This window comes from Bradyrhizobium sp. SZCCHNS3002, from assembly GCF_032377435.1.
Taxonomy (GTDB): Bacteria; Pseudomonadota; Alphaproteobacteria; order Rhizobiales; family Xanthobacteraceae; genus Bradyrhizobium.
Genome location: NZ_JAUHHY010000008.1, coordinates 210,547 through 235,982, shown reverse-complemented (window position 1 = coordinate 235,982; position 25,436 = coordinate 210,547). Strand labels below are relative to the sequence as shown.

24 protein-coding genes and 2 pseudogenes are annotated in these 25,436 nt (G+C 58.2%); 11 read left to right on the top strand and 15 right to left on the bottom strand.

All coding sequences use genetic code 11. The annotated features are described in order from the left end of the window. Positions 1 to 118 precede the first annotated feature (118 nt). The 3 genes from QW845_RS18775 to QW845_RS18765 form a co-directional block, all read right to left on the bottom strand. Positions 119 to 1,261, bottom strand: coding sequence for a lanthionine synthetase LanC family protein (locus QW845_RS18775; RefSeq protein WP_315803042.1), 1,143 nt, complete (start codon positions 1,259 to 1,261; stop codon positions 119 to 121). Between the two features lie 65 nt (positions 1,262 to 1,326). Beyond that, positions 1,327 to 2,256: a T3SS effector HopA1 family protein gene (locus tag QW845_RS18770; RefSeq protein ID WP_315803041.1), complete on the bottom strand. Its 930-nt coding sequence runs from the start codon at positions 2,254 to 2,256 to the stop codon at positions 1,327 to 1,329. Then, a complete protein-coding gene (locus QW845_RS18765) occupies positions 2,253 to 3,263 on the bottom strand; it encodes a phosphotransferase (RefSeq protein ID WP_315803040.1) in 1,011 nt (336 codons plus the stop codon). The genes QW845_RS18770 and QW845_RS18765 overlap by 4 nt, the downstream gene beginning before the upstream one ends. A 702-nt stretch (positions 3,264 to 3,965) precedes the next feature. Here QW845_RS18765 and QW845_RS18760 point away from each other — a divergent pair. Next, a complete protein-coding gene (locus tag QW845_RS18760; RefSeq protein ID WP_315803168.1) occupies positions 3,966 to 4,559 on the top strand; it encodes an autotransporter outer membrane beta-barrel domain-containing protein in 594 nt (197 codons plus the stop codon). Between the two features lie 364 nt (positions 4,560 to 4,923). On the opposite strand, the gene QW845_RS18755 is transcribed toward QW845_RS18760, so the two are convergent. Then, positions 4,924 to 5,703, bottom strand: a complete 780-nt coding sequence (locus QW845_RS18755; protein ID WP_315803039.1) for an alpha/beta hydrolase — start codon at positions 5,701 to 5,703, stop codon at positions 4,924 to 4,926. A gap of 146 nt (positions 5,704 to 5,849) precedes the next feature. On the opposite strand from QW845_RS18755, the gene plsY reads away from it, so the two are divergent. Then, complete coding sequence (plsY, locus tag QW845_RS18750; RefSeq protein ID WP_315803167.1) at positions 5,850 to 6,530, top strand: glycerol-3-phosphate 1-O-acyltransferase PlsY; 681 nt, start codon at positions 5,850 to 5,852, stop codon at positions 6,528 to 6,530. Positions 6,531 to 6,590: 60 nt separating this feature from the next. Here plsY and QW845_RS18745 read toward each other — a convergent pair whose 3' ends face one another. The 3 genes and pseudogenes from QW845_RS18745 to QW845_RS34160 form a co-directional block, all read right to left on the bottom strand. Then, entirely contained in the window at positions 6,591 to 7,229 is a 639-nt protein-coding gene (locus QW845_RS18745; protein WP_315803038.1) for a VOC family protein, read from the bottom strand. Between the two features lie 123 nt (positions 7,230 to 7,352). Beyond that, positions 7,353 to 7,577, bottom strand: a complete 225-nt coding sequence (locus QW845_RS34165) for a tyrosine-type recombinase/integrase (RefSeq protein ID WP_409997937.1) — start codon at positions 7,575 to 7,577, stop codon at positions 7,353 to 7,355. A 124-nt stretch (positions 7,578 to 7,701) separates the two neighbouring features. Beyond that, positions 7,702 to 7,836: pseudogene (locus QW845_RS34160) on the bottom strand (integrase); the annotation flags it as partial. 1,272 nt (positions 7,837 to 9,108) lie between these two features. On the opposite strand from QW845_RS34160, the gene QW845_RS18735 reads away from it, so the two are divergent. The 5 genes from QW845_RS18735 (at position 9,109) to QW845_RS18715 (ending at position 15,056) form a co-directional block, all read left to right on the top strand. Then, positions 9,109 to 11,277, top strand: coding sequence for a hypothetical protein (locus QW845_RS18735; protein WP_315803037.1), 2,169 nt, complete (start codon positions 9,109 to 9,111; stop codon positions 11,275 to 11,277). A 146-nt stretch (positions 11,278 to 11,423) separates the two neighbouring features. Beyond that, positions 11,424 to 12,473, top strand: a complete 1,050-nt coding sequence (locus QW845_RS18730) for a hypothetical protein (RefSeq protein ID WP_315803036.1) — start codon at positions 11,424 to 11,426, stop codon at positions 12,471 to 12,473. 39 nt (positions 12,474 to 12,512) lie between these two features. After that, on the top strand, positions 12,513 to 14,369 hold the full coding sequence (locus QW845_RS18725) for a hypothetical protein (RefSeq protein ID WP_315803035.1): 1,857 nt from the start codon (positions 12,513 to 12,515) through the stop codon (positions 14,367 to 14,369). 274 nt (positions 14,370 to 14,643) lie between these two features. Then, positions 14,644 to 14,865 carry a DUF2188 domain-containing protein gene (locus QW845_RS18720; RefSeq protein WP_315803034.1) on the top strand — a complete coding sequence of 74 codons (222 nt, stop codon included), beginning with the start codon at positions 14,644 to 14,646 and terminating at the stop codon, positions 14,863 to 14,865. Beyond that, a complete protein-coding gene (locus QW845_RS18715; protein WP_315803033.1) occupies positions 14,862 to 15,056 on the top strand; it encodes a hypothetical protein in 195 nt (64 codons plus the stop codon). The genes QW845_RS18720 and QW845_RS18715 overlap by 4 nt, the downstream gene beginning before the upstream one ends. 49 nt (positions 15,057 to 15,105) lie before the next feature. Here QW845_RS18715 and QW845_RS18710 read toward each other — a convergent pair whose 3' ends face one another. The 3 genes from QW845_RS18710 to QW845_RS18700 are packed head-to-tail and all read right to left on the bottom strand — an operon-like array spanning position 15,106 to position 17,877. Then, positions 15,106 to 16,017 (bottom strand): hypothetical protein, encoded by a 912-nt coding sequence (locus tag QW845_RS18710; protein ID WP_315803032.1) that lies wholly within the window; start codon positions 16,015 to 16,017, stop codon positions 15,106 to 15,108. Further along, positions 16,014 to 16,814 carry a hypothetical protein gene (locus QW845_RS18705; protein WP_315803031.1) on the bottom strand — a complete coding sequence of 267 codons (801 nt, stop codon included), beginning with the start codon at positions 16,812 to 16,814 and terminating at the stop codon, positions 16,014 to 16,016. The genes QW845_RS18710 and QW845_RS18705 overlap by 4 nt, the downstream gene beginning before the upstream one ends. Next, positions 16,807 to 17,877 (bottom strand): MBL fold metallo-hydrolase, encoded by a 1,071-nt coding sequence (locus tag QW845_RS18700; RefSeq protein WP_315803030.1) that lies wholly within the window; start codon positions 17,875 to 17,877, stop codon positions 16,807 to 16,809. The genes QW845_RS18705 and QW845_RS18700 overlap by 8 nt, the downstream gene beginning before the upstream one ends. A 661-nt stretch (positions 17,878 to 18,538) precedes the next feature. Here QW845_RS18700 and QW845_RS18695 point away from each other — a divergent pair. Beyond that, positions 18,539 to 18,928, top strand: a complete 390-nt coding sequence (locus tag QW845_RS18695; protein ID WP_315803029.1) for a hypothetical protein — start codon at positions 18,539 to 18,541, stop codon at positions 18,926 to 18,928. Here the strand turns inward: QW845_RS18695 and QW845_RS18690 are convergent. From QW845_RS18690 to QW845_RS18680, 3 genes are all read right to left on the bottom strand, one after another. Next, the gene (locus tag QW845_RS18690; RefSeq protein WP_315803028.1) at positions 18,909 to 19,280 is read right to left on the bottom strand and encodes a hypothetical protein; all 372 of its coding nucleotides are present in this window, start codon (positions 19,278 to 19,280) and stop codon (positions 18,909 to 18,911) included. The two genes, QW845_RS18695 and QW845_RS18690, sit on opposite strands and share 20 nt — an antisense overlap. A 91-nt stretch (positions 19,281 to 19,371) precedes the next feature. Next, a complete protein-coding gene (locus QW845_RS18685) occupies positions 19,372 to 19,716 on the bottom strand; it encodes a hypothetical protein (protein WP_315803027.1) in 345 nt (114 codons plus the stop codon). Between the two features lie 1,082 nt (positions 19,717 to 20,798). Next, a complete protein-coding gene (locus QW845_RS18680) occupies positions 20,799 to 21,137 on the bottom strand; it encodes a helix-turn-helix transcriptional regulator (RefSeq protein ID WP_315803026.1) in 339 nt (112 codons plus the stop codon). A 107-nt stretch (positions 21,138 to 21,244) separates the two neighbouring features. Between QW845_RS18680 and QW845_RS18675 the strand changes: the two genes are divergently transcribed. The 3 genes and pseudogenes from QW845_RS18675 (at position 21,245) to QW845_RS18660 (ending at position 22,722) form a co-directional block, all read left to right on the top strand. Beyond that, the gene (locus QW845_RS18675) at positions 21,245 to 21,715 is read left to right on the top strand and encodes a hypothetical protein (RefSeq protein WP_315803025.1); all 471 of its coding nucleotides are present in this window, start codon (positions 21,245 to 21,247) and stop codon (positions 21,713 to 21,715) included. 197 nt (positions 21,716 to 21,912) lie between these two features. Next, positions 21,913 to 22,469 (top strand): annotated as a pseudogene (gene mobF / locus QW845_RS34155) (MobF family relaxase). Further along, the gene (locus QW845_RS18660; protein WP_315803023.1) at positions 22,444 to 22,722 is read left to right on the top strand and encodes a relaxase domain-containing protein; all 279 of its coding nucleotides are present in this window, start codon (positions 22,444 to 22,446) and stop codon (positions 22,720 to 22,722) included. The pseudogene mobF and the gene QW845_RS18660 overlap by 26 nt, the downstream one beginning before the upstream one ends. A 283-nt stretch (positions 22,723 to 23,005) precedes the next feature. On the opposite strand, the gene QW845_RS18655 is transcribed toward QW845_RS18660, so the two are convergent. Continuing rightward, the gene (locus tag QW845_RS18655; protein WP_315803022.1) at positions 23,006 to 24,418 is read right to left on the bottom strand and encodes a hypothetical protein; all 1,413 of its coding nucleotides are present in this window, start codon (positions 24,416 to 24,418) and stop codon (positions 23,006 to 23,008) included. 225 nt (positions 24,419 to 24,643) lie between these two features. Further along, positions 24,644 to 25,237 carry a hypothetical protein gene (locus QW845_RS18650; RefSeq protein ID WP_315803021.1) on the bottom strand — a complete coding sequence of 198 codons (594 nt, stop codon included), beginning with the start codon at positions 25,235 to 25,237 and terminating at the stop codon, positions 24,644 to 24,646. Positions 25,238 to 25,436: the final 199 nt, after the last annotated feature.

The following is a 25,436-nucleotide window of genomic DNA, read 5'->3' as shown; positions in this document are numbered from 1 at the left end:
TCAGTGCCGAAGTTGAATAAATGACGCTCAACAAGCTCGCACAGCGCGGCTGAATTACCGCTTCGGCCTTGTCCGCAGGGGGTCATCTAGCGAAAGCCTAGACTCACAAGAGCAAGACCTAGGCCGGAAGCAGTGCGCTAAGCGTGTCTTGAACAGCGTCGGGCAACGGCAGCAACACAGAAAACCCGACCCCGCCGAGACGTTTTAGGTGAGCGCGGCCAATTCCCGAAATGCCGAGGAAGAGGTCTGGAGCAGGCTTTCCGTTCAGTCCGTAGTGCCAAGCTAGGTTTTCAGCGCGATCATTCGAAAGCGCAAAAACGCGTTCGACCGCGCCAGCGCTTTCAACAGCCTCGATATCGCCAAGGAGCCCATGACAAATCGAGAAATTCTCTCCGTTCTCGATCGCGACGCCGACAGTTCGATTCACGCCTTCCGCCATGCGCGCAAGAGAAGGCCCATGTCTAGCATCGAGACCAAGAGCATGGGCGCGTCGCCTCACCAGAAATATGCCGACATTTCCGTGACACCAATGACCCGCAAACCGCCCATACTTTGCCGAGGGCAAGCTGCGTTCTGTCACTCCGCGGAGGTCATACCAATTGCCTTCCTTCTCGCACCAAAAGGCGTCCTCGTACCTAAATACAGATTGTATCTCTCTTTCAAAGCCCGGGCCGACGCCAGCTGCGGTGGCTTCGATAAGTGGCCAGACCAGTCCTGATGTCCCGTGCGAAAAGCACGATAGTGGAATTCCGTCCGGCGTTCCAGAGTTGGCTTCCTTCCACGCATGCCCTGTGATGGCCGGCTCGAGGCGTGTGGCGAGATAGTCCGTGATGGATATCGCCTTGTGAATTCCCCCAACAAGTATGCCGGCTCGGTCCATCGCAATCAGGAAAGGCACGGCGCTCGCGACTCCATGTATTTGATCAAGAGCGCATTTAGACACGTCTTTCGCGAGAATTGTCCCAATCAGGGGCTCGATCTCTTGCTCGATTTGACGGTCGCGAACCAACGCATGGATGTACTGCGCAACAAACAGGAGACCAACCAGACCGGTGTAGAATGACATTTCATTTTCAGGCAAGATTTGGTTTCTGTTCGCTATGGCTTGGAGCATTGCACCCTTGGCTGTCGCAAGGAGGTCCTTTGATTCTAAAAATTGAGACGCCTCTGCCAGGAATAGTGCGATTCCCGCGGTGCCGTTGTAGACGCTGGGGCCCAACGTTTTATGAGACGGAACGTAGCCCGATCGTGTCTCGTACATCGAGAATCCGAGCCACGTGGCGCGCCCGTCGTGGGAATAGCATGTCGAGAGCAGGTGCTCACAGATTAGCGCAAGGGCGCGAGAGTCGCCGGACTCCCCAGCGCTGCGAAGACGGACTGACATAGCTCGTTACCATCAATGCTTTCAAACTGACGCGATCGCGACAGGATTGTCTCGGCGATTGTCGCGCAGACATATTGGCCAAAGCTTCTTCCATCGCGAGGGTCTTTCGCGCGGGACACTCCCAGTTGGACCCTTTCCGTGAAGAGAGGAGCGTCGTCAATCAGCATGCGCTCATACCCGCGCGTTAGTTCCAAGATATCATCAATTTCTTGTAGGCGCGCGCTCTGTTCGCTGATGTAGAGTACGGCCGTGTCTCGACGCGCCAATCCAAATCTTGAGTTCACAATCTTAAATCTGAATGGAAGGCGAGCACCGTTCAGCACCGATGTAATTCCCTCCATCAGCAAGGGGCCGAGTCTAGCAGTCCCGATATTCCAGTAAAATCGGATCACGCCTCTACCGAGATCGCCTGTAAACGCATCTCCGCTCGCGATATAGAAGCCGTTCGAGCTTGTGACATCACCCTTTGGCATTTGAATTGCCACGGTCGGGTCAGGTCCGCGCTCCTGAGCAACAATGTCGTTGAGCTTGGCCTGGTAGCGCGTTCCACACGGCGCCGCGACCAAGAGCTCGCTATCCCTTTGGCTAACGATCATGAACCCGCGAAGCTGCCAGCCACGACCCGTGTTCGCATTGTCGAGCGTCGCGCTATAGCCGCGAGGTAGTGGTTCAATATTTGGCGCAACGGTTGGTATCTCGCTCAGCTTGCGTGTGTACAGCTGCTGATAGAGCGCATCGGCAAGTGTCTCGACGCGACTTGCGGCGGAGTCGTCGCTCCATGCATACGCGACGGAGTCCAATTGAAAGCCAGTGTCCGTTTCAAGGAACCGCCGGGCGAGCGTCCGAATCTCGTCATTGACACCCGCAATCATTGGAATATGTCGTGCAGGACTGAGTTGGGATCAGACATAATACCTTCCGCCAGCTGTAGGGCGCGCATCGATTGCGAGCTGATACCGGATTGCGCTTGAGCGGATTCATATACGCGCTGGATGATCCAAGCCGCACAATAGGCGACGGTTTCAACATCCAAGGGCGTCGGCTCATTGTTATATCCCTGTAACAGTTGCGGGACCATCGAATGTGCCAGAAACACCCATTTTTCACCTTCGCGTGGGTTGTCGGAGAGTGCCCAACGTCGCAAAGGCTCAGCAATATACGCTGCAATATCCCACCTTGGATCCATGCACCCAAACGTCTCAAAATCGATGATTATCTGCCCGCCCGTTTCAGGATTTGTAAGCCAGTTCTCCCACCTTGCGTCACCATGACCGAGTGCGGAAGGTCGCCAATCCTTGCGCGCTCGCTTTAAGCCAGCACTGAGACTGTCGGATTGTTGGACGATGGAGATCACTTCTCGAGCGGCAGCATTCGAGTACGGGTACATGGCAAGCGGCGGCGCTTCCATTTGGAGTACCCATGGCAGGTTTCGCGCGAAGGCGGAGTCCCAAGTCCGATGCAGACACCGGAGAATGTTTCCTTGCCGTCTCACCATATCGAAGAGGCCATTTGGAACGACGGTTCTGGTGTCCACGACCAACTCAGCGAAGGGCTGATATCCGGACGCAGTCGTGTACACTCTGATTGCCGCGGAATCGTCGAGCGAGATGATTGTGGGAATGGACCCGGCAAGACTTCCGTCGCGTTCAAGAATTCGAATGGCATGCGCCTCATTCTCCAGCAGCGGCCTGCTCGAAGGCCTCACTGCATCAGGCGCCTTGTAGAGTATCGTGCGGTCACCGCACCTGATGAGGAGAGGATTGTTGCGTCCCTGCGCTTCAACCACCGACACCCCGCCGTCGAGAACATCCGCCAGCGTTAGGACGCTCTTCTCAACGAGAAATCGAACAATATCTTCGGGCTGGGCGCCGGCATACATGGCCTGACGTGCCTTCAGCACGTGAAGCAGGTGACCGTCATGTCCGTGCCTATGGTGCATTCGCAGCAGCCCAAAGTGCCGCACCCGAGGTCTGTGACTACGGTGTCAACACAGCATCCGAGCGTGTCCAGGTTAGTTATTTGCCCTGGCGGGCAGGCATTAGCCTTAGTAGCGGCCCTGTTCCTGGGGGGCAGGCGTGCGAGCGCGCCGCTCAAGAGCTTCGCGCGCACCGTCGAAGAAACCGACTTCGAGAACGTCAGATTCGTGTCATCCGATAATTCGAGACTGACCGACCCGGGCAAGTCGTTTGCCGTACCATCTTTTCTCGACAGAATGCCGGACTCCGGAACGTCAACCGTTGCGGTGTCTGACGGATGCAATATTAGGCGAACGTGCGCAGGCAACGGGGATTTGGTGAGCATTCCCGAAATGCGTGTAGCCATTTGCTCCCCCTAAACACCATACGGCCCAAAAGTTGTGCATACAAATGATACCACCTGTGAGATTGATTGCAAGAGGTGCGGACACAGCGCGGAAATCATTAGGCGGCACAATGTGGCAGAATGCGCCCGCACCTGAGTATAACCAATTGATCTGACCCAACGTCCTGCTCTCGAAGGTACGCCGCTCAAGAATACGCTCACGCAGATATCCGGCGAAACGGCAACCGGTGCGCAGCAGAGCGCCTTCAATGCGTTGACCATGTTCATGGGGCAACTCACCGACCCGTTCATCGCAGGGAGGGACGATGCCGCCACCGCGGTGGGCGGCGCGTCTTCGTTCGCCGCTGGTGATGCGCGTACAGCAGGGCGCGCGGGCACGGCGCGCGACGCGTTTGCCGCGATCGGGCGGGATCCACCCGTCAGTTTCGAGCAGCGCTGGAGCGTTTGGGCGGCCGGATATGGTGGCGCGCAGACCACCGACGGCAACATCGGGACCGGCGCCACGACCCGCCGGGTCAATGGCGGCATCGGCGGCGCCGATTATCGTCTTTCGCCGGATCCGCTCGTGGGCTTTGCGCTGGCGGGCGGTGGCACCAGCTTTAACGTTGCAAATGGCGGCAGCGGCCGTTCCGACCTGTTTCAGGCCTGCGTGTTCGCGCGTCACCAGCTCGGTACGGCCTATCTCGCCGGCGCGTTGGCCTATGGCTGGCAGGATGTCACCACCGATCGCACCGTCACAATCGCCGGCATCGACTGGCTGCAGGCGCGCTTCAACGCCAGCACCTTCGCGGGCCGCGTCGAAGGCGGCTACCGGTTCGCTATGCCTTGCAGAAGGCTTCTTCCCTGGACGTGAAGCAAAGTTTTCGCCGATCGGCTCCGGGTGGGGCCGTGATCAACTTGTTCCGCCATTGCCAGGGCGTCATCTACCTCCGTGCCCGGATAACCGACCACGTCCGCTTCGGGCTGATCGGGTCACTTTGGCCGTCGGGCGGCCCCTTCCGGTCTGCCCCGAACAACAGACGTCCTCGGCGTTCGCCGACATGTTCCAAAAGGGCGAATTGCGGACGTGACCGGGTCGCCGGACCGTACCCTGAATGGCCCTGGAGGCTGCCGACTCGCGGCGCTGCATCAAGTCGGCAACTATCCGAGGTACACCGGCCGTGACGTTAGCTCGTTCGGGACGGCAGCAAGTGACCCAGAGCGGAAGTCACGCTCAGTTAACAGCGCGCCGCGAGTGCTCGTATTCCCTTCGCGGTCTCGGCGCCGTAGACAAGAAGCATGCCGAGGTGGTCGCCGGCCGTCGAGAGAAACGCTAGTCCAGCGGCCTCTGCAAACGCCTTCCGCTGATCGTGAGCGGGGTCGTCCCGCCCTTCCCAGATCAAGACAGGGACGCCGGCGGCCATTACAGCTTCGCGTGCGCCATCGAGTTGGCCAAGCGCCTCGAAACACGCGCGCACGCCGGGCTCGCACGCCGGGGTGACCCACTCGACCAACTCAGGTGCAGCGCGTCCGGCAAACTTCATGAATGCATCGAAGGTTACCGGCCCTCTGCTGGTCGGAGGAAGGCCGTTTACGATGTCCCAGCCACCCAACACCAGCGAAGACAAGCGACCTGGATGATGCCTCGCCACACCGACGGCCAGCCAAGCGCCCATCGAGTGCCCGACCAGATGGGCCCGCTCGCAGTCAAGGTCGTCGAGCACGGCAACGATGTCGCCGGCGCGTTGCGTCTGGTGATAGAGGGCCGCCTCGGAAGGTTTGTCGCTCTCCCCATGGCCAAGCGAGTCCACACAGGCGACGCGGTATCGATCCCTCAGCGCATCAACAATCCCGCCGCGTTTCCAGCTCTCGCAGCTCATCAGAAGCCCGTGCTGCAAGACGATCAGTGGTCCTTCGCCGTCCACGGTGTAATGAATTCGCTGGCCGCGATGATTGACGAACGGCATTCGGGCCCCCATTGCCTTGACCATCATTAGGTAGGGTGCGAAACCGGCCATCGCAACCTTCGGTGCGAAACCCGCTCCGTCACCAGATTTGCTCCCCAATGATGTACATCGAGTGCTGAGGAGACCGGTTCTGATCTATAGCGGTCAAATCGGATTGGCGATAGAACACCGGTTGCATGAAACTGGAAGTAGAAGCGATGGCTTTTTGGACAGCGGCCTTGGCTGGATGGGTGATAGCCTATCTATTGGGTTCTACACCGACGGGCTATTTGGCGGGGAAGCTCGTCAAGGGCATCGATCTCCGGGAGCATGGCTCCAGATCGACGGGCGCGACGAATGTTTTGCGGACCCTTGGTAAATGGCCAGCCTTGGTGGTGCTAGTTGCGGACGTACTGAAAGGCTCGGCTGCCATCATCGCTGCCCGCTCGTTCTGTCCATGGCTCTCTGCGCAGTTATCTGCGACGACGCTCTCCGCTGTTGAGCTGCAAGGCTGGCTGCCATGGGTCGTTTGCCTAGCCGGAATTGCCGTCCTGTTGGGGCACAGTCGCTCGATTTGGCTGAACTTCACCGGCGGCAAATCGGCTGCGACGGGGCTAGGTGTGTTGCTGGCGATGTCGTGGCCGGTCGGATTGGGGGCTGCGATGGTCTTTGGCATCGTGCTTGGGACGGTGCGGATTGTTTCCTTTGGGTCGATCCTCGCAGCGTTGACGGCGATCGGCCTCGTCTGCGTTCTTGCGGAACCGTTGCCTCATCGGCTGCTGGTGATCGCAGGCGGCATCTATGTGATCGTTCGTCATCGCGCGAACATTCAACGGCTATTGGCAAGGACAGAGCCGCGCATCGGTGGAAGTGTCCCGGATGCGAAAGCACAAACCTAGGCTTGGACCTTACTGGGCTTTGATCTCGTCATGGCCGCTTCTGACCCGGAGCCGACGCCCTTACGTTAGCTCCCTGAGTCCGGCTCGCGTTTCAATCTGCGCGCTATAGCGCAGCTTCGAACCCATCCTGATTTCGGGCGGCCGGTCCACTGCCAACGCACTATAGAGTGCCTTCACACTGGCGGGATCGGGATGCTCGAGGGTGAAGGATCTTAGCCGCGCACCCAGATCGACAATTGTGGCCATCGAACGAGGTCTGCCATGCCTGTCGATAATAGAGGGAGCCGCCCCGTCGAGAGGCAGAGAGCCATCATTTGGAATTGCAAAGTCGAAGGAGGGGTTGACAGTCGGAAGTGGGACCTTCTCGCCAAAGATATGGCCATAGCCTGCTGTGACTGCACCGATGTCATCAGTTTTCGCTACCCAGCTCCGCAAGCGCAGGCCTTCGTCCCAATCACGCCTGACCTTGTTCTGGTCGTCTAGACCAAACCAGCGCGGGCGGTCCGGCGCATCCGCCTGTGGGTCGACGGCAACGATTTCCAGATAGACCGCATCTCCAAGCTGGAGCAGGTGATTGTGGGTGCCCATGTAGGCATGACGTTGCCCGAACGGGACATCAAGATCAAGACAGTTCCGGACGTGCAGGACTCCCTCGGCCAAGCTCGGAGCAATGACAGTGATATGGTCGAGTTTCAGCATTTTCTCAGGGCCGTTCGCAACGGTCCGGACTATGGCGTCATCGCCTCCGGCCTGCAACGTCGCCTTCTGGCCCAATCCGTACGTCGAAAATCGGGCGGAGCATGCCCGCTCCGCCCGAGTATTTCAGACATCGACTTGTTCCGCTATTGCCAGGGCGTCATCTACTTCGATGCCCAGATATCTGACGGTGCTTTCGATCTTGGTGTGCCCGAGCAGAAGCTGGACCGCCCTGAGATTTCCGGTGCGCCGATAAATCAGGGTCGCTTTGGTTCGTCGCAGTGAGTGCGTCCCATATAGTTCTCGGATCAAGCCCGACACTGCCGATCCAATCCGATACCAGGCGCGCATATTGGCGTGTGGTGATGCTTTTTTGCGGACCACGACGGCCCGCGAACAAGAACTCGCCAGGCTTCTTGTTGGTGGCCTTCAGATACTGATCGACCGCCTGACGAGTCTGTTCGGTCAATTCAAATCGGACCGGTCGACCGGTCTTCTTCTGGCGTACGGTTGCGCGATCTGCAGTGTATCCGCCCGCAGCGACATCCTCGACTTTGATCGCCACGACATCGCAGCCACGGAGCTTGCTGTCGATCGCCAGATTGAACATCGCGAGGTCTCGGACACGACCTTCGATCTGGAGCTTCGTTCGAATTGACCAAACATGTTTGGGACGCAGTGGGGGCTTCGCCCCCGTCAGCTTGCCCTTATTCCAAGGCGTGTGCTTGTGGGTCGTTGGGATTGCGTTCTCTTGATCTTGCATGTCACGCTCCTCGGTTAGGAAGGCCGAAGAGCATGAGCCGCTGGCGGAGGCGTTGAAATTGGTGCGACTCTCGGGTCACGGCGAACTTGGCCCCGCACTGCACAAATGCCGGTAGCCCACGTCCGTAATGGGCTGTTCGTGTCGTGCCGATCGCCGGCCCGCCACTTCTGGTCTGCCCCGATCAACGGACATATTCTGATACTGTCCAGGTTGAAAGCGAGCCGAGCGCGGGCGCGCCATTTCGAAAGCCGACCGAGACGCTCCTACATCGGTCAGCCATCGATGGTCTGACTCACCTGCTCCAGCATCCTCGAGCCGCGCGACTATAGCTACGTATATGTGGCCCATAGTGATATCGCCGATTGACGAAATCAGCGCGAGAGCGCCAGCTTGGAAGGGTTTTGACAGTTGAATACTTTCAAGGCGCGTTCGGACAAAAGGCAGTTCTAGGCGCGATTGAACCGAAATAGCTTTTCTGGTCTGTCCGAATTGAAGCGGGCCCAAAGATCGCCCTCTCGCCCGCGGGCTGGAGGTAGTCACTCTGCTGACAGCATGCTGCAGGTCGGCGCCTGCGATTTAACATTTAGGAGCCGCCATCTTGGGGTATCGGGGTCCGACTCAGGGGAGCGACTCCATCAAAGCCCCCCGGTGAATCTCTGCCGTTTCGGTGTTCGCGGCTAAGACGGCTTAGCGACGGCTGTGCTGGTTGCAGGGACGCGCCACAGACACCCCCATAGATTCCCCCGCTCGTTTTTTCTTTTGATCAATAATGGCTTAGCGGCGCAACCGAGTCACATTACATCCACGAAAATGGCACGATAAAACACCTACGTCAGTCCTGGTCGGGCCCCGTGCTCGGCCAAGGGTAGCCGGAGAGCTCGCGCAAACCCGACGAAACGCCGCGTGATAACGAGGAGCCGCGTTCCTTCGCATGAGCGAAGGCGCCGAGCCCCGTCCGATTCGGAGCGGCTTCAACAAAACCTGGCAGGCAGCCAGCCCGCGATTCACAGGGCGGACGCGATCTCACGCCGAATGCCCGAGATTCTCCAACCGCCGACAAATGGATGCTTGACTCTATTGCTGGACGCCACAATTCTCGGTTGAGCTGGGAGGCGCCGGATGCCGCTTCGTCCATTACTGTCTTGTTTTGTTTTTTTTGTATTAGTCGACCAAACGTTCGCGCAGGCTAACTTACCGACAGACGTGGTTAGCGCCCTTCGCTCGTCGAACAAAATTCAAGTGATACAGCGCTTCAACCTTGATCCCAAGATGGCGGGGCTGCGCATCAATCCGACCGAACCAACGGTCGTCATTTTTGCCGATGTCCTGCAATTGACCAACGAGTTTTCGCCGTTCGATCAGTTTGGGACGGCAAGACCCAAAAACCTGATCATGATCGCGCGCGAGATCATGCTTGGCCCCGACTTGCTGGCCAAGCTGAATGGAATCCAGACCAACACAGAGGATGACCCTGCGCGAGTGGGGACCAATCTCTTCCTTATTTCGCGCGTCCTGACCCTCGACGCCAGTCACAGCGAAAGCACCCAGGCCTTCAAATATCAATGTTATCCAAAAGCCGCGTGCTTTGACGTTTCGCCGGGTGCACTTCTCAACCCGCCGAGTTCCCTCTCCGCGCCGCCGCCACCACCGCCTTTCCTGCCGTTCCTTCCGGATCGTTCGGGCAGCGTGAACTTCTATTTTCAAACGGTCGAGTTTTCCGACAGTTTTCGGGCCGCACTACTGGCGCCGCTGAAGGAACTGGGGTCCAGCGATCCTGCGCTGGCCTCAACCATGATCATCCCGACGGCAATTCTCAACGCGGTAATCGAGGGATTCGGCGCGGCGAATCCCGCAAGAATCGAACTCGGCAAAGCTAACCTCAATCTGTCGACGGTGCTCGCGCAGTACGAGAAAGGGCTGGATTGGGAACGTTCAAACCGGCCACAGCAATTCGTCGGCGACCGCGTCGGCATCAGTCTCAGCCTACCAAATTCACCAAACGGGCCACCGGTAAGAAAAGTCAATTTTATTGGTGACTTCGCGGCATTCGTAGACTTGCTGCCTGACAAAGCCTTCAGCCAATGGGCCGTGGCAAACCAGAAATGGCTGGCGGAATTAGGACAGGCGGCTGTTCTCGCTGACGATCCGGTGCAGGCCCGCGACTTTGTCGATAAAGTCCAGCACACCCTGACCGGTTCGGTCGATACGCAATATTCGAATCAGTATCTACAATTGCAGCAAGCCGTCAGAGATCGCATCAAACAGCTCAGGCGTTTTCAGCTGCAACAGATAAGACTGGCTAATACATCAGCGCAGGAGAGCGCGGAAGCGGTCGTCGATCTGTTTGAGGGGCGCGTCAGTTTTCTTCCAACCGAAGCATCGTTGAATTCTGTCCCCAGCACGGAAAAGATCTACTTCGGCTGGGCCGTCGAATCCGTCGACAACGGCGTTGTCAAATACCGTCTGATTCTGGAGGGAACTCTGGATGCGCCATCGGATCGCCCGATTCTCGGTTGGGATGTGAAGGGCCCGGTTTCAGAAATTCGATTCTCGGACATGAAGTTGCTGGATTCCTCGAACCCGGCTCACAACTGTGGCGTACAGCGTAATCTTTTCCGCTGCTATATCGACGCGCCAACGGACATGGGCGCCTTCCTAATGCTGGATCGGCTTGCGTCCCCGAGCGGGATAACGGCAAAAGTCAGTTGGACGATCCCTAACGATACCCTAGCCGGGACGAAGGACATTCGCCTCAGTCTAGGAAAAACCGTCAGAACATGTTTGGCGAAATCCTCTGAAACTGAAGTTCGCAATAACTGCGCAATTGCGCTCAAGATCGGAACGGCGTCAACGGAGGTCCTACAGTCGAACTCCAGGCACGCCGTCGTTGCGCCGACGGTACCCGTCGTAGCTTTCATTCAGGACACATCTGATTTATTTCGGGTTTTCCGCTTGTACCATGCTGAAGACCTGCTGCAGACCATTCGGTTCAATCACACGTTGGGCGCCCCGCTTCCCTCCGGGGACCCGCTCGCGCTGGGCAGGCTCTTGTACATTCATCTTAGAGTCTCGGTCGAGCCACTGGATAAGTCGATCCCCCTCTACACAAAGGACCTGGATCTTGCCGGAGTCGGCGACAACAGTTCGAAGGATCTGGTTCTACCACGGGTGGGAACCACCGCCATCACGTTCGACGGAAAGGCTGTGTTCGACAATGGCGAGCGGCCGGTGAGGGGGCAGAGTCAATCGCCTGTGATAACGATTCAGCGCGAGAACCTGATTCAATGAGTAGGCACCGCATGAAGCCACTTGGGGAGTTGTCGTGCTGCGTGGCACTGCTAGTGATTCTCGTCAGTCCAGGCTCCGCGACCGAACTGTCGGAATATTTCAACTCATCTCGGCATCCGATATGCGGTGCCGGCGATGAATACTTGATGACCAAGTTCTTCAACGCTTCGCCGCCAGGGATCCTGGTGCCCATTGGAGGATCCGGCCCGTCTAAGACGGCCAAGATTTTCGTGGCGAAGCTCTGTCGCCATCTGTACTTCGGCCTCACCTCCAGCGCCGAACTTCAGCGCGGAGTCTTCACGCCCGCGGAAATGCCGGCGAGCGCTCCCGAGGAATTCAAGCTACCTTACGATTTAATCAACGAAGCTGTGTCGAGGCGCGTTTTTTGGCCCCCTCCACCTACACAATTCGGTCTAACCGCCTGTGCCGCTCCCGCCAACGCCCCTCCGCCGATGACGGCGGATTGCCAGGCGGCTCTGGCGAGCGTTGATCGAGCCACTTTGTTGAATCTTCCCTATTTCGCTGCGCTGGAGGTGCTGGACAACTACCTGGGTTCTGCAAATTACTCCGATCCAAAGACTATTGCCCAGCTCCGCCTCGCGCTCGTAGCTGTAAAGTCGAAGCAGCCCGGGACGCTGGCACCTGCCGATCTGGTGGAGTACCTGGGTCTCAAGGACAGAGTGGGAAAACCGCCGGCACCGACGCGGGTGCAGGATTTTCCGTCCTTCATGATTTCGGCGCCAAATTCACAGACGTTCTCGGTGACCACCCCCACTATCTTCGCCATGAAGCTTTCGGCGACAATGCGCCTGAGCATCGATACAAAAAAGAATGAAGCCTGGGTTCAGGCCATATCGGGACGCGTTTACTGGAGTCCGCCCTCGCCGCTGCCCATATCAATGCTGAATCTCAATCAAGTATCTGCCAACTGGTGCCGGGCCAATCCCGCAGGCATCTTCGAGCCGTCTGGCATATTTCCCGCTGGCCTGTTGACGGGCCTGGACGAGCAAATCAGCAGTCAACGCCAAGTCAGCTTGACCGGAATGTTCGCCGCGATGCCACTGCCTTTCAACGATCCTGCTCTTGAACACAATTGGCTGTGTCTCAGCATGACGGGAATAAACAACGGCACGACGACTTTTAGTTGGGCTCATGCGCCTGACGCCTTCCAGAAGGGCTGCAAGAATTGTCAGTAAACGAGCGGGAGCACTAAAATGTGTTTACGGATGGGCAAATTGACCAAGGCGCTCCTGGCAGCGCTCGCGGTGTGCGCGATTCGACCCGGCATGTTGTCTGCGCAACAGGTCAGTTTGGAAGCGAGTGATGTGGTCGATGATGTGAAATTCCAGGACAACGGCGTCGACTACAGCGTCACAGTTTATCGAGACGCCCGGCAAAGGTCGCAATGGTATTACGTGCCGATCGGTCCGCGCATCGTCGCGATCAAGGATGCCGATACCGGCGCGGCCGCACCGGAAATGGCACTCGTCAAATACCAGTTTCCCGATCCGTCAAATCCAGGGAGCTTGTTGGAAGGCGGGTTGGCACAATTTTCACTCGTATTCGCCGTGCCTCCCTCGGCGCTGGAACAGATGAGACAGCAGCTAAGTGCAAGAACCGGCGTCGGCGCGGACCAGATCACGATCGGGCCGTTGCCCTTTACTAGCGGTACTGTCGCTCTTTATGGAGAGAGCGACCGAACGTTCATCTCATCGACCCCTTCGGGGCAAGGCGTCGCTCCCACTTTCGCAACTCAGCGGCTCGCCTTTCAAGTTCCACTAACTAAGCCCGGCGTCGATGTCTACGAAGAACTGATAAAGGGCAATACCGGCATCGGCATTCGAGCTGAGTACGATTATCAGGGGTTGACGCCGCCATTGGGATTTGAGGTGGAGGTCGATTGGGACCAGACCTTCAAGCATTTGAGCAAGGAAGAAAAATGGCGAGCTCAGGTTTCCGCACGGGCCCTCTTTGGTCTATTCAGCGCCAATGTGAGCTATAACAAGACGAATTCCGATATTCGCGAAAACCTCGAGCAGAACCAGTGCATCAAGGTCAACGTCATTACGGGCTCAGGATTTACGATGGAACAGGTCGATAAGTACCTGCAGCCGCTGCTCGCCCGTATTTCCAGTACGCTGCTTGATCAATCAAAGCCGCCTCCGACGATCAATCCGGCGGCTGCGGAAGCGCCGGGAACGGGAAACTATGGATTTTCCGGCGGCTATTCTGTTGCAATGAAGAGGGTCGAGCTGACGAAAAAGGGCAAGGAGAAAATCAACTTTGCAGTACGTACTGTCGTTGATCGCAAAGCTGTTGTCGAAGGTTTCGTTGGAATTAAGGAGTATCCAGAGTCGGTTCGAAAGAACATCATTCGAACTGTCGCGCCCGGACAGTGGCAGGCAGCTTATTTTGCATTCCCCGATATTGGAGAGGCGCAGAATCTGGGCCTGACAAGCATTGGTGCGGAGGTTGCCCTCGTCCTGAACGGAAATACGATTGAGCAGCAGGCCGCGACGTGGACGCCAGCGGATTCTTGGAAAAAAGTCGGCTCTGCAGCTACTGTCAAATATTTCACGTTTCCTCTAGCATCCGTTTTTGCCGCGAACGGAGACAACGCATTCAGCCGTCTGAAATTTCAAATCAAGTACAAGCTGAATACCGCTTCGGGTGCGGTGCTGGAAGCGGTGGAGGAAAGGCCGGCCGTCAGTGCGGCATCCACGGTGCCACCAGCTCTGAACAGTTTCGTCGTAGTGGAGGTCTCGCCTGCCAGTTTGAACTGGTACAAGGTCGACAACCCGTCGGATGCGAGAGCGCTCAACATCGTCCTGAAGGTGGACGGCAAGGAATTTCATGCAGCGATCGCTCCGAAAAATATCAATTCGGCGTGGCAGCCTCCGGAATCAGCCAAATTCCTCGTTCCGACCAAAGCGAAAAGCGTTAAGATCGCCATGTCCATGATTGCATCCGACGGGGCCCTTTTGAAATGGCAGCCGGGCGAAGTGGACCTTGAGGGATTGAAGGCGGATGCGCCGATCTCAGGGGTAACGGAGCGGTTGGTTGTTCCGCTACGTAGCCAGTTCGCTCCCTGACTTCGCGAGCGCGTTTGCGAGCTCAGTCGCTCCGGCTGACAGCATGTTGACCGAGAACCTCGCTCCGGACATGCAAACGCTCGGCATCGGACCCGGCAGCGATGTCGTGTCCAGGGCGCAGACTGAAGGCATCGAGCCGTTCTGACACGACACTTGTGTCCGGTCTCAAACGACTCGCATGTGACTTCACAGGCCGTAGTCATCCGGATCCCTCCACCCTCTTGTACCCATGTCCAACTGCCACCACTTCTCCTGTGCCAGAATTTCACAGAACGTGGAGAAGACCGTGGCCGGAAAGGACCGACTGTTTGTCGAACGCCGCGAGCAAGGCGACTATGCGGTAAGACGGGGTGGCTCGAAGCGCGCAAGCGTGGTGGAGCCCACCCAGAAGGAAGCCATTGAGGCAGCCCGCAAGCTTGAGCTTGGCCGCGAGCCGCTGGTCGAGCGGGTCCGCAACACGAGCGTGGGCTCCCGCGATCACTGGATGAAGCCATGATCAAAGCCCGGCCGACCCTCCACCGCTACACCGTCCGTGAAACCTCGCCTCAGCTCAATACGATGGAGCTAGGTGAGCCCATCTATTGGCACTGGTCGGTTGAGGCACACACACCTGCAGAGGCGATCGACAGCGTCCGCTGCGCCAAGACCGGCGGCCTCGATCCGCAGATTGTCCCGCCGCTGGGCTAGCCGTCATTTGCGGCACCTATGTTGCGCTGTGGCAGCCGATTTCACCGCGTCATTTCGCGGTTTCGAGCGTGTACTCGGTTTCTACCGTAATGCTCCCAGCGTATCCCGGGAGCTTGTTCTGCTGCTCGTCCTTCAGGCTCTTATGCGAGTAGTTGAGGTTGGAGGCATAGATGTGCACCTTGCCGCCGTCGAGGTCGAATGTGATGTCGCCCGCCCGGTTCTGGGTGATGATCTTGTAGCCTGTGTAGTAGTGAAGATGGCGCGACGGTGCTTCACCGATGACGATGATCTGCGGATCTAGCTTCTCGAGCCAGGCGTCGGGTATTTTCCCTGATTTCCGTCCATGGTGAGCGGCGAACACGACCGTAGTCTTCTTCAGGTCAATGTTCTCCGCGATGTGATCCATGAACTCGGTCTCGAGGTCGCCAAGCCAGAGGAAACTGGCACCGCCCACCGCGGCATAACGCACGACCGCGGACATATTGTTGTATGCTATTCCAGCCTCAGCCTCCGCCAAAGCGTCCTTGAAATACCGGTTTGCCGTGTCCGGCCATAGGATGTTGATGCCGGAAGAGCCGCGCTCGCCGTCACTTCGATTCATCCAGCGTCGGGTGCAGCCCTTGGAGATGTAAAACGCTTTGTCGCCGTCGTCGCGGAGCTTGCAATAGTGCTGGAATGAAGCGGTCACGTCTTCCTTAGTGGCCTTGTTCCTAACCACGTAGAAGTTCCTGATCGGCATTTCCGCATCGAGCCGCTCTATGCCGCCAAAGTGGTCGTCGTCGGGGTGCGTGGAAATGAACCGCGCGATGTTCTTCTCTGCCGATTCGCGCTTCAGCTCGTCGATGATCCGCTCGGCATTCTCCTCATTGAGGTCGCAGTCGATGATCGTGAAGTTGTCCGAGGCATGCTTAATGTAGAACGTGTCGCCATTCCCGACGGCAAAACTCTTGATGATGGTCATGCGCTTTCTCCGCGCCTTGGCACTGATTGTTGATTTGAGGGCTGCTTCTTCACCGAACGTGGCTTGGCGGCCGCCCCTTGCTTCTGCAGGTGCGGCGATTCCGCGCTGAGCAGCAGTTGCCGCGCGTACGTGACGGCCGCCTCGGTTACAGCCGCCTTGGTCGAGAACAGGGCCAGATAGGATGCGTGGAGAAATGCGATCACGAACACCGGCAGCAAATCAAGGGTGCCTTGCCGGATCCATATGGAGCCGGCGCAGCCGATGACGATCAGGACGTTCAAGATCAAGGCTGGCCATTTGAGTGCGAAAAGATTGCGCCGGTATCCGTAGGTGACATTTTCGTTGAACAGGATGTCGAACTTCTTCTTGTTGCGCGTGTTCTCGCGCAGCCAGTTGCCGCAGCGCGCATAGAACGCATCGGCAGCTTCGGGCGTGGCCAACTCCTCCTCGGGCGTGGGCGCTGCCTCGCCCAGTTTTCCTGCCAGGAAAGAGTACATGCGGGCTTTCGTGGCCGCGTCCAAAGTCTGGTCGCCGTGCCGAAGCATCGTCACGCTGGGCAAGCCGCCCATCTGCTCGATCAGGCTTGGCTCGATGGCCTTTCCCCGGCGCCTCGCGACGTCGGCGAAGACCATCAGCAGCACCGCCAGCGCGGTGCCGGCGATCGCCTGCACCGGCCTGAGCTCCCTTCCTGCGATCACAGCCCAGGCCAGCGCAATAGCCGGGGCCGCAGCGATGATCGCCGGAAAGAGGCGCGCGTAAACCGTATAGGCATCGAATTTCGGCAGGATCCTACTCATCACCTACGTCCGGCTTGAACGGGATCACGGGGGCATTCGTGACGCCGGGCCGACGGTCATAGCCGCGCACGAAGTTTATCCAGCCCTGGTGTGTGGCGGTGACCTCGTATCCCCGCCGTGTGAAGGCATTGGCAACCTTGGTTCGGGGGTAAATGTCCGCGTTCTTCCCCACCGAGGCGACGGCATACCCCTGGTTCTGGGCGGGATAGGTGCCGAGCCATCGATCAAGTACAGCGGGCGTCACGTTTCGGCGGCTGCCGTGATGAGGGATCTGGGCCAGCCTTGGCTGGCTCAAGAGGCTGATGTGCTCGGCGTAGTAAGCCGCTTCAGCCACACCTTCGGGGCCGACGTCCGCCGTGAGCAGGACCCGCTCATTGCCGAAGGAGGCCCACTGAACCACGGATGTCTCGTTTGACGCGGAAGTGGGCGGCGGCTTCTCGTCCAGCGTCTCATAGTCGAGCCGTTCCAGCGCCCTCTCCGCCGCATCTTTCACCGTCTTCAACAGTGAGCCGAGTATCCCCCGTGCCTCGCTCGCATACGATGTCGGCGTCTTGTCCGGGTCGGGGATCAGCTTGACGTAATGCTGACGGCTGGGCGAAAGGACCGTGAACGGACCGATCTTCGCCCCCTGGAGCGGAGCCCTGATGGTGATGCCTCGCTTTTCTGCGATCCTCTCAAGCTCCACGAGATAGGGATGCATCTCGCGCATCTTCTTGATCAGCCCGTCGCGGGTATACGATCCGTGAAAGCTGTCGATCACCTCGTCGACATAGTCCCAGGCTCGATTCATCCACAGGTCGAAGAACGTGAAGTCCTCATGCTCAAGCACCTTAATGAGGCCGCACGCGTGATCGTTGTCCGCATGTGACAGCACGACGCTCGCGATCGTAGCCTTCTCGGCATAGTTCTGCTTGATATGGGCGATGATCTGGTCGCCCGTGTTAGTGAAACCGCCGTCAATCAGATGGAGGCTGACGTCCCCATCCTTAGTGTCCCCGCACTTCAAGATGATGGCGTCGCCGTTACTGTCTCCGGCGCGGAGAAAATCGATCTCGAAAGGCAAGGAATACTCCTGCGTTCGGCCACCCTTACGGGGCGGTCGCCGTCAGCCTGAGAAGTCGGGAAAGACCCGCGCGGATGATCCCACCTGCTCTAGAGATTTGGGCGGCAGATACAACTTTTCAAGATCAACAAAATTGTTCTTACTAACAATTAGTCTGTTGACAGATTCGTCCAACAGGGAAGGCGATTCGATATAGGACAATGATGCTGACGTAAAGGCGCAAACGCGATCTCACAACTCGTTCACCCCTCGGCCGGGCGCAGTCGGTCCCGCATCCCGCCTTCGGCGGCGCTATGCTGATGCTCCTGCGGCTGCGCTGTTGACCGGTCCTCGGTCGGGCGAGTGGCCTCCGCTGCGCTGCGGCTGATACGTCCTTCTTCTTCCGAAGACGGCCACGCCCGTCCGGACGCCTCAAGGCCTGCCCCCTGGCGGGCGCTCCGCGGCCTTGACCCGCCCGGCGCGGGCGTGGCGCAGGGGCTTGTCATGAGCCTGCAGCCGGACGGCGTCCGGATCGGCCGCACCCGACGGGGAATCAGCAGAGGGAAGGCCCCTGTATCCCGCCCCCTGATCGCGCACTCTCCCGCAACACCCCTGACAATACATTGACCAGACGAGGGGACGGGCGCCCCGCCCTCTTCTAAGCTGTCTGCTGCGCGGTGTGTTGCTCGCCCTTCTCTTCAGCCTGACGGCCGGCGCTGCCATTGCCCAGGACTGGGGCAACATGGCGATGATCTCGTCGACGCTCGGCAACAACACCAACCGGCTCTGCATCGGCGACCACTCGCCACCGGAAGACATCGGTTGTCCGACGTATGCGCCCAGTCTGACGACCGCAGGTAACCTGGCAGTGAGCGGCACAGTCAGCGCCGCGCAATTTGTCGGCGATGGCAGCGGCCTCACCAACATCGGCGCGACAGGCAGTTCCGACCGCATCGTCTCCGGCACAGGCAACGCCACCAGCATGCAGGCCATCAGCGCCACCGGCATCATCTCTGTTACACAGAACGGCACCAATGCTCTGATAGCACGCGTCAGCGGCGCGTCGGCTTGAACCCAGCGGGATATCCCCGCGCCATCGCGTCAAAGGATTTGTCTCCCTCGGTATGGACGGCAAGCACCGCGTCAGGCCCAAGATCAACCAAGCTGCAGAGGTCAAAGCCGCTTCGCTCGTGCGGCACGCCCAGGTGCCTGGCGAACGTCATCACGGCGCACTTCCCGGCCCGATACCACTGTTTCGTGCTGGCGACGGCCACGGCCATCTCCAGCACACGTGATCGTCCGAGGGTCGAAAGCATGTCGATGAGGTTCTGGTCCTTCTGCCAAAAGGACGTGGCTTCGCCGCCCCAGTGCCTGAGCAGCGGCTCTACCCCGCGGTCATCGACGGCATGAGGATGGGACGCCATCCAGAACTTTCCGGAACGGCTTTCCTCCTGCTCATGGAAAGGACTGGCCTCATACAGGGCCTTTCCGACCTCGGCCGTGAACGAACCCGCCTCAATGCGGGCATCCAGCCGCCGGCGCAGGCTGGCGAGAGTCGAGACGTGGACGCCTCGTTCGCGAACGTCGTCTGCTTTCGTCGTCCGTCAGGCGCGTGTAGTGCCAGACGCGACGAGTCCGGCTCTTCATCTCATGACCGACCGTCTCGATGAACGTCAGGTAGGCATCGGCAAAGGGGTTTTCCGGTTGTATGGCCGCGTGGTCCGAGGCCTTCTGTTCCACGAACAGCTGCCGATCGGTGACCAGATAGCGGCGGACAAGCGCCTCATGACGTTTCAGCAGCTGCCGAAGCGGCTCGTCGAACGTGCCGAGATTCCAGATATCGACGGGCGTTTGACTCATGCGGTAAATGTGCCGCGCGGACACCGCGGCTACAACACCGGGCAGAGGGCGCCGCGAAACTGTTTGAACATCTGCGACGATCGTCGATTCACAGGGCCCGGCAAGGAGCGCGCCCCCCTGATGGCAACACCGAGGGCAGCAGCGCGCGGGACCAAGAACCACACGAGCAAAAGAAAACCCCGCGGGACTGGTTGCGGGGTTTTCCTGTCGGCGCAGGATTTAGGATTGGCCGCCGACCGTCGTCCCGGAGTAAGCCCGCCAGAGAAAAGCGCAACCCCAGAACCTTCCGGAGAAGAGCAAGGCTGTTTGAAGCGGAACCCGCACGAAACCCGCCGCGAAACGCGCCGAGCAATCAGTCGCGATAGTCGGCGGCTTGTCCAACAAAGAGGACGTGAATAAGAACAAAGAATTGGATGAACTTGAGGAGCGTTTTCTAATGGGTTGGTTGATTGCCAGCTGACCGGGCCTATAGCCAGAGGGTTCAACTCACTCAAGACTTCCCTCCTTCATTTCGTCCGTGACATTCGTTCTTTCTTAAACGAATAACTAAAGAGCTGTCAAAAGACAGTCCAGCTGCGCTCACGCTGGTTTTTCTACATGGCGGCAAAGATGGCTATTGGGAGTCCGTCTCCAATATGCAGGAACTTGCCATCCACCATTACGATATAGCCGTGTTAGGACGGGCCTGAACTCAAAAAGTGCTTCTTTAAGCTATCCAAAAGCGCCGCCCGAGGTACTTGCTTCCAACGTCCTCGCGATGTGGTTGACTGGTTACCCATCATATGACTAGGCATACGAAATTCACTACAATAGCCATCTCGGTCCCGCACGTCGGCAAGTCACCTCACCACAACCGAGCGACGCCGCGCTGCTAACCGTACAAGTGACCGTCCTTCCGATACGCAGCCTGACGGCACGAGCAGCGGATCGGCCTTTGCTATAGGAATGGAATAGGCCAGACTGCATGCCGTTTTTCTTGCTGGCATCATCGTGCGGGGCCGGCCGCGCGTTTTTTACGATACTCAAAGCCAGGCGTTGTGTGTGACGCGGGTCGGCCCAATCGTCGTGCCGATTTTGTCGACCTACTTGACCCGTCCGCGGTGCGTCACAAGTGCCTCAGCCTGAACCACCAAACTCTGAAGGTCATTGTCGGAGAGGGCACGGCTGGCCATCCGAAGTCGTTCAACTAGTGCGGCTCGGATCGAACCTTCCTTTCCATCATCGGAAACGCCCAGTAAAATATTTGGTGTGGTCGCCAGCACTTTGCAGACACGCAACAAAGTCGAGAGGTCCGGCTCACGGTCACCCGTGACGTAAAACCCGTACCGCCGTTCGCTCAAACCTGCACGACGCGCCACCTCGGCATTTGATAAGCCGAGCTCTTTGGCGCGTGATCGCAGCTTTTGCCCCAGTACCCGCATAAGAACAATTTGTTCTGACGCAGCTTGTTCGGTCCATGTAACTGTTGTACCGTCTCGCGTACAATACGTACCGATTACGGATAGGGTCTCGCGCCCGGGGGTAATCGATGGATGCCAACAGCCCACCAATGAACAAAAAACTGAAGCCTCGACATGAAGATGAAGCAGATTCGACAGCGCTCGATGAAGAGTTTCAAGACGACTTCGTGCTAGTCCAGCTAGACACGACGTTTGTCACCCTTCTGTCGGAAATCTCGGTCCTGGAGCTCCAGTACAGAGACGATCAGGCGCGGCGAGACCAGGACAGCGTCCGCTCGGACGAGGCTAGCCGCGAGCAAGAAATCGAATCGGTACTCGCTCGCCTGGAGCCCGTCGAGCGGGCAATTATGGCTACGCCGGCGCGGACGATCGTAGGTCTAGGCATAAAGGCTCGCCACGCAGCCTATCTGCTGTCAGAGCATTGGGATGCAGCTATCGAGCAGATTGACTGGGAGGCCAGGGCCGTTCGGCTCCTGATCGAAGCGATTTGCAAAGCTGCCGGCGTGCAACTGCCCTTCCGCAGTAAAGCAGGCCGGTAAACGTTCATGATCAATGTGACGTATTCTCAAGCTGCGCCAACTGAGGGAGCCGATCATGCTGGCGGATTGGACCCGGCCCCTGGCGGGGCAAGGCTCTCGGGCGGCGCCGGCGAATAAGCCGATCCAGCTCCGACGCCCTCACCTACCCGCCTCACGAAGGACTTGGCGGCCAGATCCCCAAGCGGCGGGAGTGAGCCATGGTGGCCTCCATCTCTACCCGCGGGAACGCCGCTTCTGCCTCCCGCGACTACAGCCATCTGCAGCGCGACGATTACTACAGCCGCGATGGCGAGCCACCCGGCCGCTGGACCGGCAAAGCAACCGAACGGCTCAGCCTCAACGGGCCGGTCACGCAAACAGAGTTCGACGCCGCGCTGCGCGGGATCGATCCCAAGACGGGCGAGCGGCTTGCGTAGCTCGGCGGCCACGGCCGCGAGCACGCAGCCGGCTGGGACATTACCTTCAGCGCCCCAAATTGGTCTCGGTGCTCTGGGCGCTATCGGAGGCTCCCGAGCGCCAGATGATCGCGCAGGCTCATCGGTCGGCCGTGATGGCGGCATCCGCTCAGCTGGAAGCAACCGCCGGCTGGGCAAGGCGTGGCAGGGCCCGAGCCACCCGAGAGCCAACCGCGGGCCTCCTAATGGCCCAGCTCGATCATCGCACTAATCGCGAATCCGATCCGCAGTTGCACACTCATGCCTTCGTTCTCAACCTAGCTCCGCGTCGCGATGGCAGGCGCGATCGTCAGCCGTGAGCTCTGCAAGGCCCAGAAGCAGGCCGGGGCTACCTATCGCCAAGCGCTGGCCTCGGAACTCGAGCGGCAAGGTGTTCGGCTGGAGCAGAAGGACACGTTTCGCGTGGCGGCTATTCCGCGCCACATCGAGCGAGCATTCTCCAAGCGCCGCCAAGCGATCGAGGAGGCAGCACGCGCCCACGGCTACAGTACTCCTAAAGGAATGGAGCTCGCGGAGCGGCATGTGGCGCCGGAGGAGAGTATGAATGGTTAGGAAGCCAAAAGCTGAAGGGACGGACTACTTCAAATGGGCAGCCGCCGTGATGTCAGTTGTCACTCTCATTATTTCCGGTCCGCGCTACTACAATTCGATCCAGAGCGACACGTGTGGATGAGTCACTGGGCTTTACGCGCAGAGGCCGCCATCGTCCGCGCTGGAGCGACGAAGACAAGGCCCGGATTGTTGTAGAGACGACTGAAATGCTCCGACATAAGTCAGTTATTATTAACACTCTGCCCCGAAGAGCCACACTGACCGGCGGATATGAACAGCCTTTTTAGGAAGCATCGGTCATCTTGAGCGTTGCTGCATGAGCCTGTTTAGTCCAGTCCTTTTGAATACGGCTGACATCGCCTCCAAACACGTGCCGCAAAGCACCCGCAATTAATCGTTGACATGATTCGACCTCAAAATAGAGGCAGTGCACGAGTGTGCTCGTTAGATCTGAAGAAACGCTTGGCGGGAGGGCCAGAATCGACCCTGGATGCATCAATACTAATTGCGAGATATAGTTGCGTCGTAAATCGGCTAGCAACCCTGTAGCGTTCGCGTTGGCTTGCCGCACCAATTCGTCGTCAACTTCGCGCGGGAGTTCTGCGCTACTTAAGCCCTGCACTCTGGAAGGGACATCCGTAACACTAGCTGCGACAAAATAAGGCGCATCGTCGCCCAGCAAACGAGATCTTGCGGCGGAAGCTGCCGCACCATTAAGAAGGTTGGCAAGAAATTCGTTGTATCCAAATCGGATCAGGCTAAGGCCCATATCAAAAGGCCAGAAGAGTATGTTGCGCAGAACCCATTCCCGAGCATGCATGCGCCATCCCGAAATACGCACCTGCTTTTTAAGGAGCCATTTGTTTGGATGGAGGAAGAATGCGGGATGCTCCTTGGAGGGACCCCGACGTTTCCACACTTGTTGAGGAATCCTTCCAGGGATTTCTGTCGCGCCAGTCTGAGAATACGACCATCGTGGGTAGTCTTCCCATGCTGGCATGATGGGAGTGCGCAAAAGTAGAGCCGTCCTAAGAAGCGCGATGGCCTCATCATGCTTTGATCGTACGCCGAGCCAACGAGAACCGAGCCGCTGCGTCGTTTCCTTTTCTAGGCTTCGAAGTCGCCTCGAACTCGACACTGCCAAATATAGGACGCAAGTGGAAAATGCCGCCAATTCTCCGAGGGCGAAAAGCCCCACCGCAAGCCACGACTTGTACCAATGAAAGGCTAGCAGGCAAGAAAAGAACAAGGCGATTAGCGCGGCCATTAAGTGGTGTCGCGCGACACGCCCAATGCGAGCCTCATAAAAAATGAACGGAGTACCGACGGTCATCCAGGATCGCAGATTATCCAACGGGATCTGTCGCTCAACGGATAACATTAGCGCATGCCAGAGCACCATTCCTCCATGGGAATGAGCAATTACACAAAAGGGGCCCCTTTCGTTCTCGCGACGAAGTCGCTCGAGTAATAGTGCCGCATCAAAGACGCGAAAAACATCGGAGTTCTCGCCTGTCCAGTGAAACGCTTCTTCCGACGGGATGGCCAACCCCCGAAGCACTTTAGTGACGAGTTGGGAGAACTTGCTCCCCAATTGCCACCAAGCGTCACCTTGGTCGGGTAGCCGACCTGCGAAGGTCCCATGAATAAATAGGATACGATCGGGTGTTCGAACCTCTGGGCTGGCGGACTCCATGACGTTCCCTCTAAGGACTGAATTTGGCTTTACTCCGGGGGCAGTAATTACTTTGTATCAGTTCTCTTGCTCGTTTTCTCTCGATGTATAGAAACAGCGGGTCACTTCGTGTCTCCGGCAAGCTCAGCCTCAGGAGACGTCGTGACATCATGGCTGGCAGTGTAGCCCAGAAGCGACAACCTAAGATGGGTCATAAATGCCTACGATCTGGCGGCGACTACTTGGTCAGTGGCGTCTACGGGCGAAGAACATCCCATTGCCTTTGTCGACGATATCCTCGATCGTCGTGCCGCCACAGTCGATATCGCCGTTGCCGCCATTCTTCGAACCGTCGAGAAAGCCCCGTTGATAATAGTATTCGTGGCTCAGCGGCGGAACGACGCCGAGCTCAGCCGGCTTCACCAACGTATGTTGATCCGACGTTTGCCTAAACCAAAGGAAATGGGGCACGTAGAAATGCGTCCCGTTGTAATCGAAGCCGCCGTTGCCGGAGAGCGTATAGATGACCTTGTTGCCCCCGACTCTGCCAGCATCCAACGCAGTCAAAAAGAAGACCAGTCGCGTCGGGCTACCCGCCCCAGTACCCGGCTCAACCCACCGGCAAACGACAGCGTCGGGCCAAGACCCGTCCACCGATGGGTTGAGGTAGGACAACCTGATTACGGGGTAGTAATATTGCGCTATAAGCGCGGAGTTGGCTACCGACAGCAGTATAACGGCGCTGAGTATCCGGTTTGATGTTATCCAGTTCTGAATTGCTGCACGGTTATCGACAATCAACTTTCCAAGATAACTAGCCAGATCGCTCAGAACCCCCATCGCACTCTCCCCCTTAGCACCGACAATGGCCGCGCTACCGAAGATGCCACGACAGAATCGATTGGCAATAGCCTAAAGCCGCCCTGGCTGCAGACGGTCAGCTTTCGGCTGGTGCAGAACCGCCTGTCATCTGATACGGAGCGGGGGAAGGCAAAGGACGAATCAAACAGCTGGTCGACGGTTATTTCGAGAACCTCGG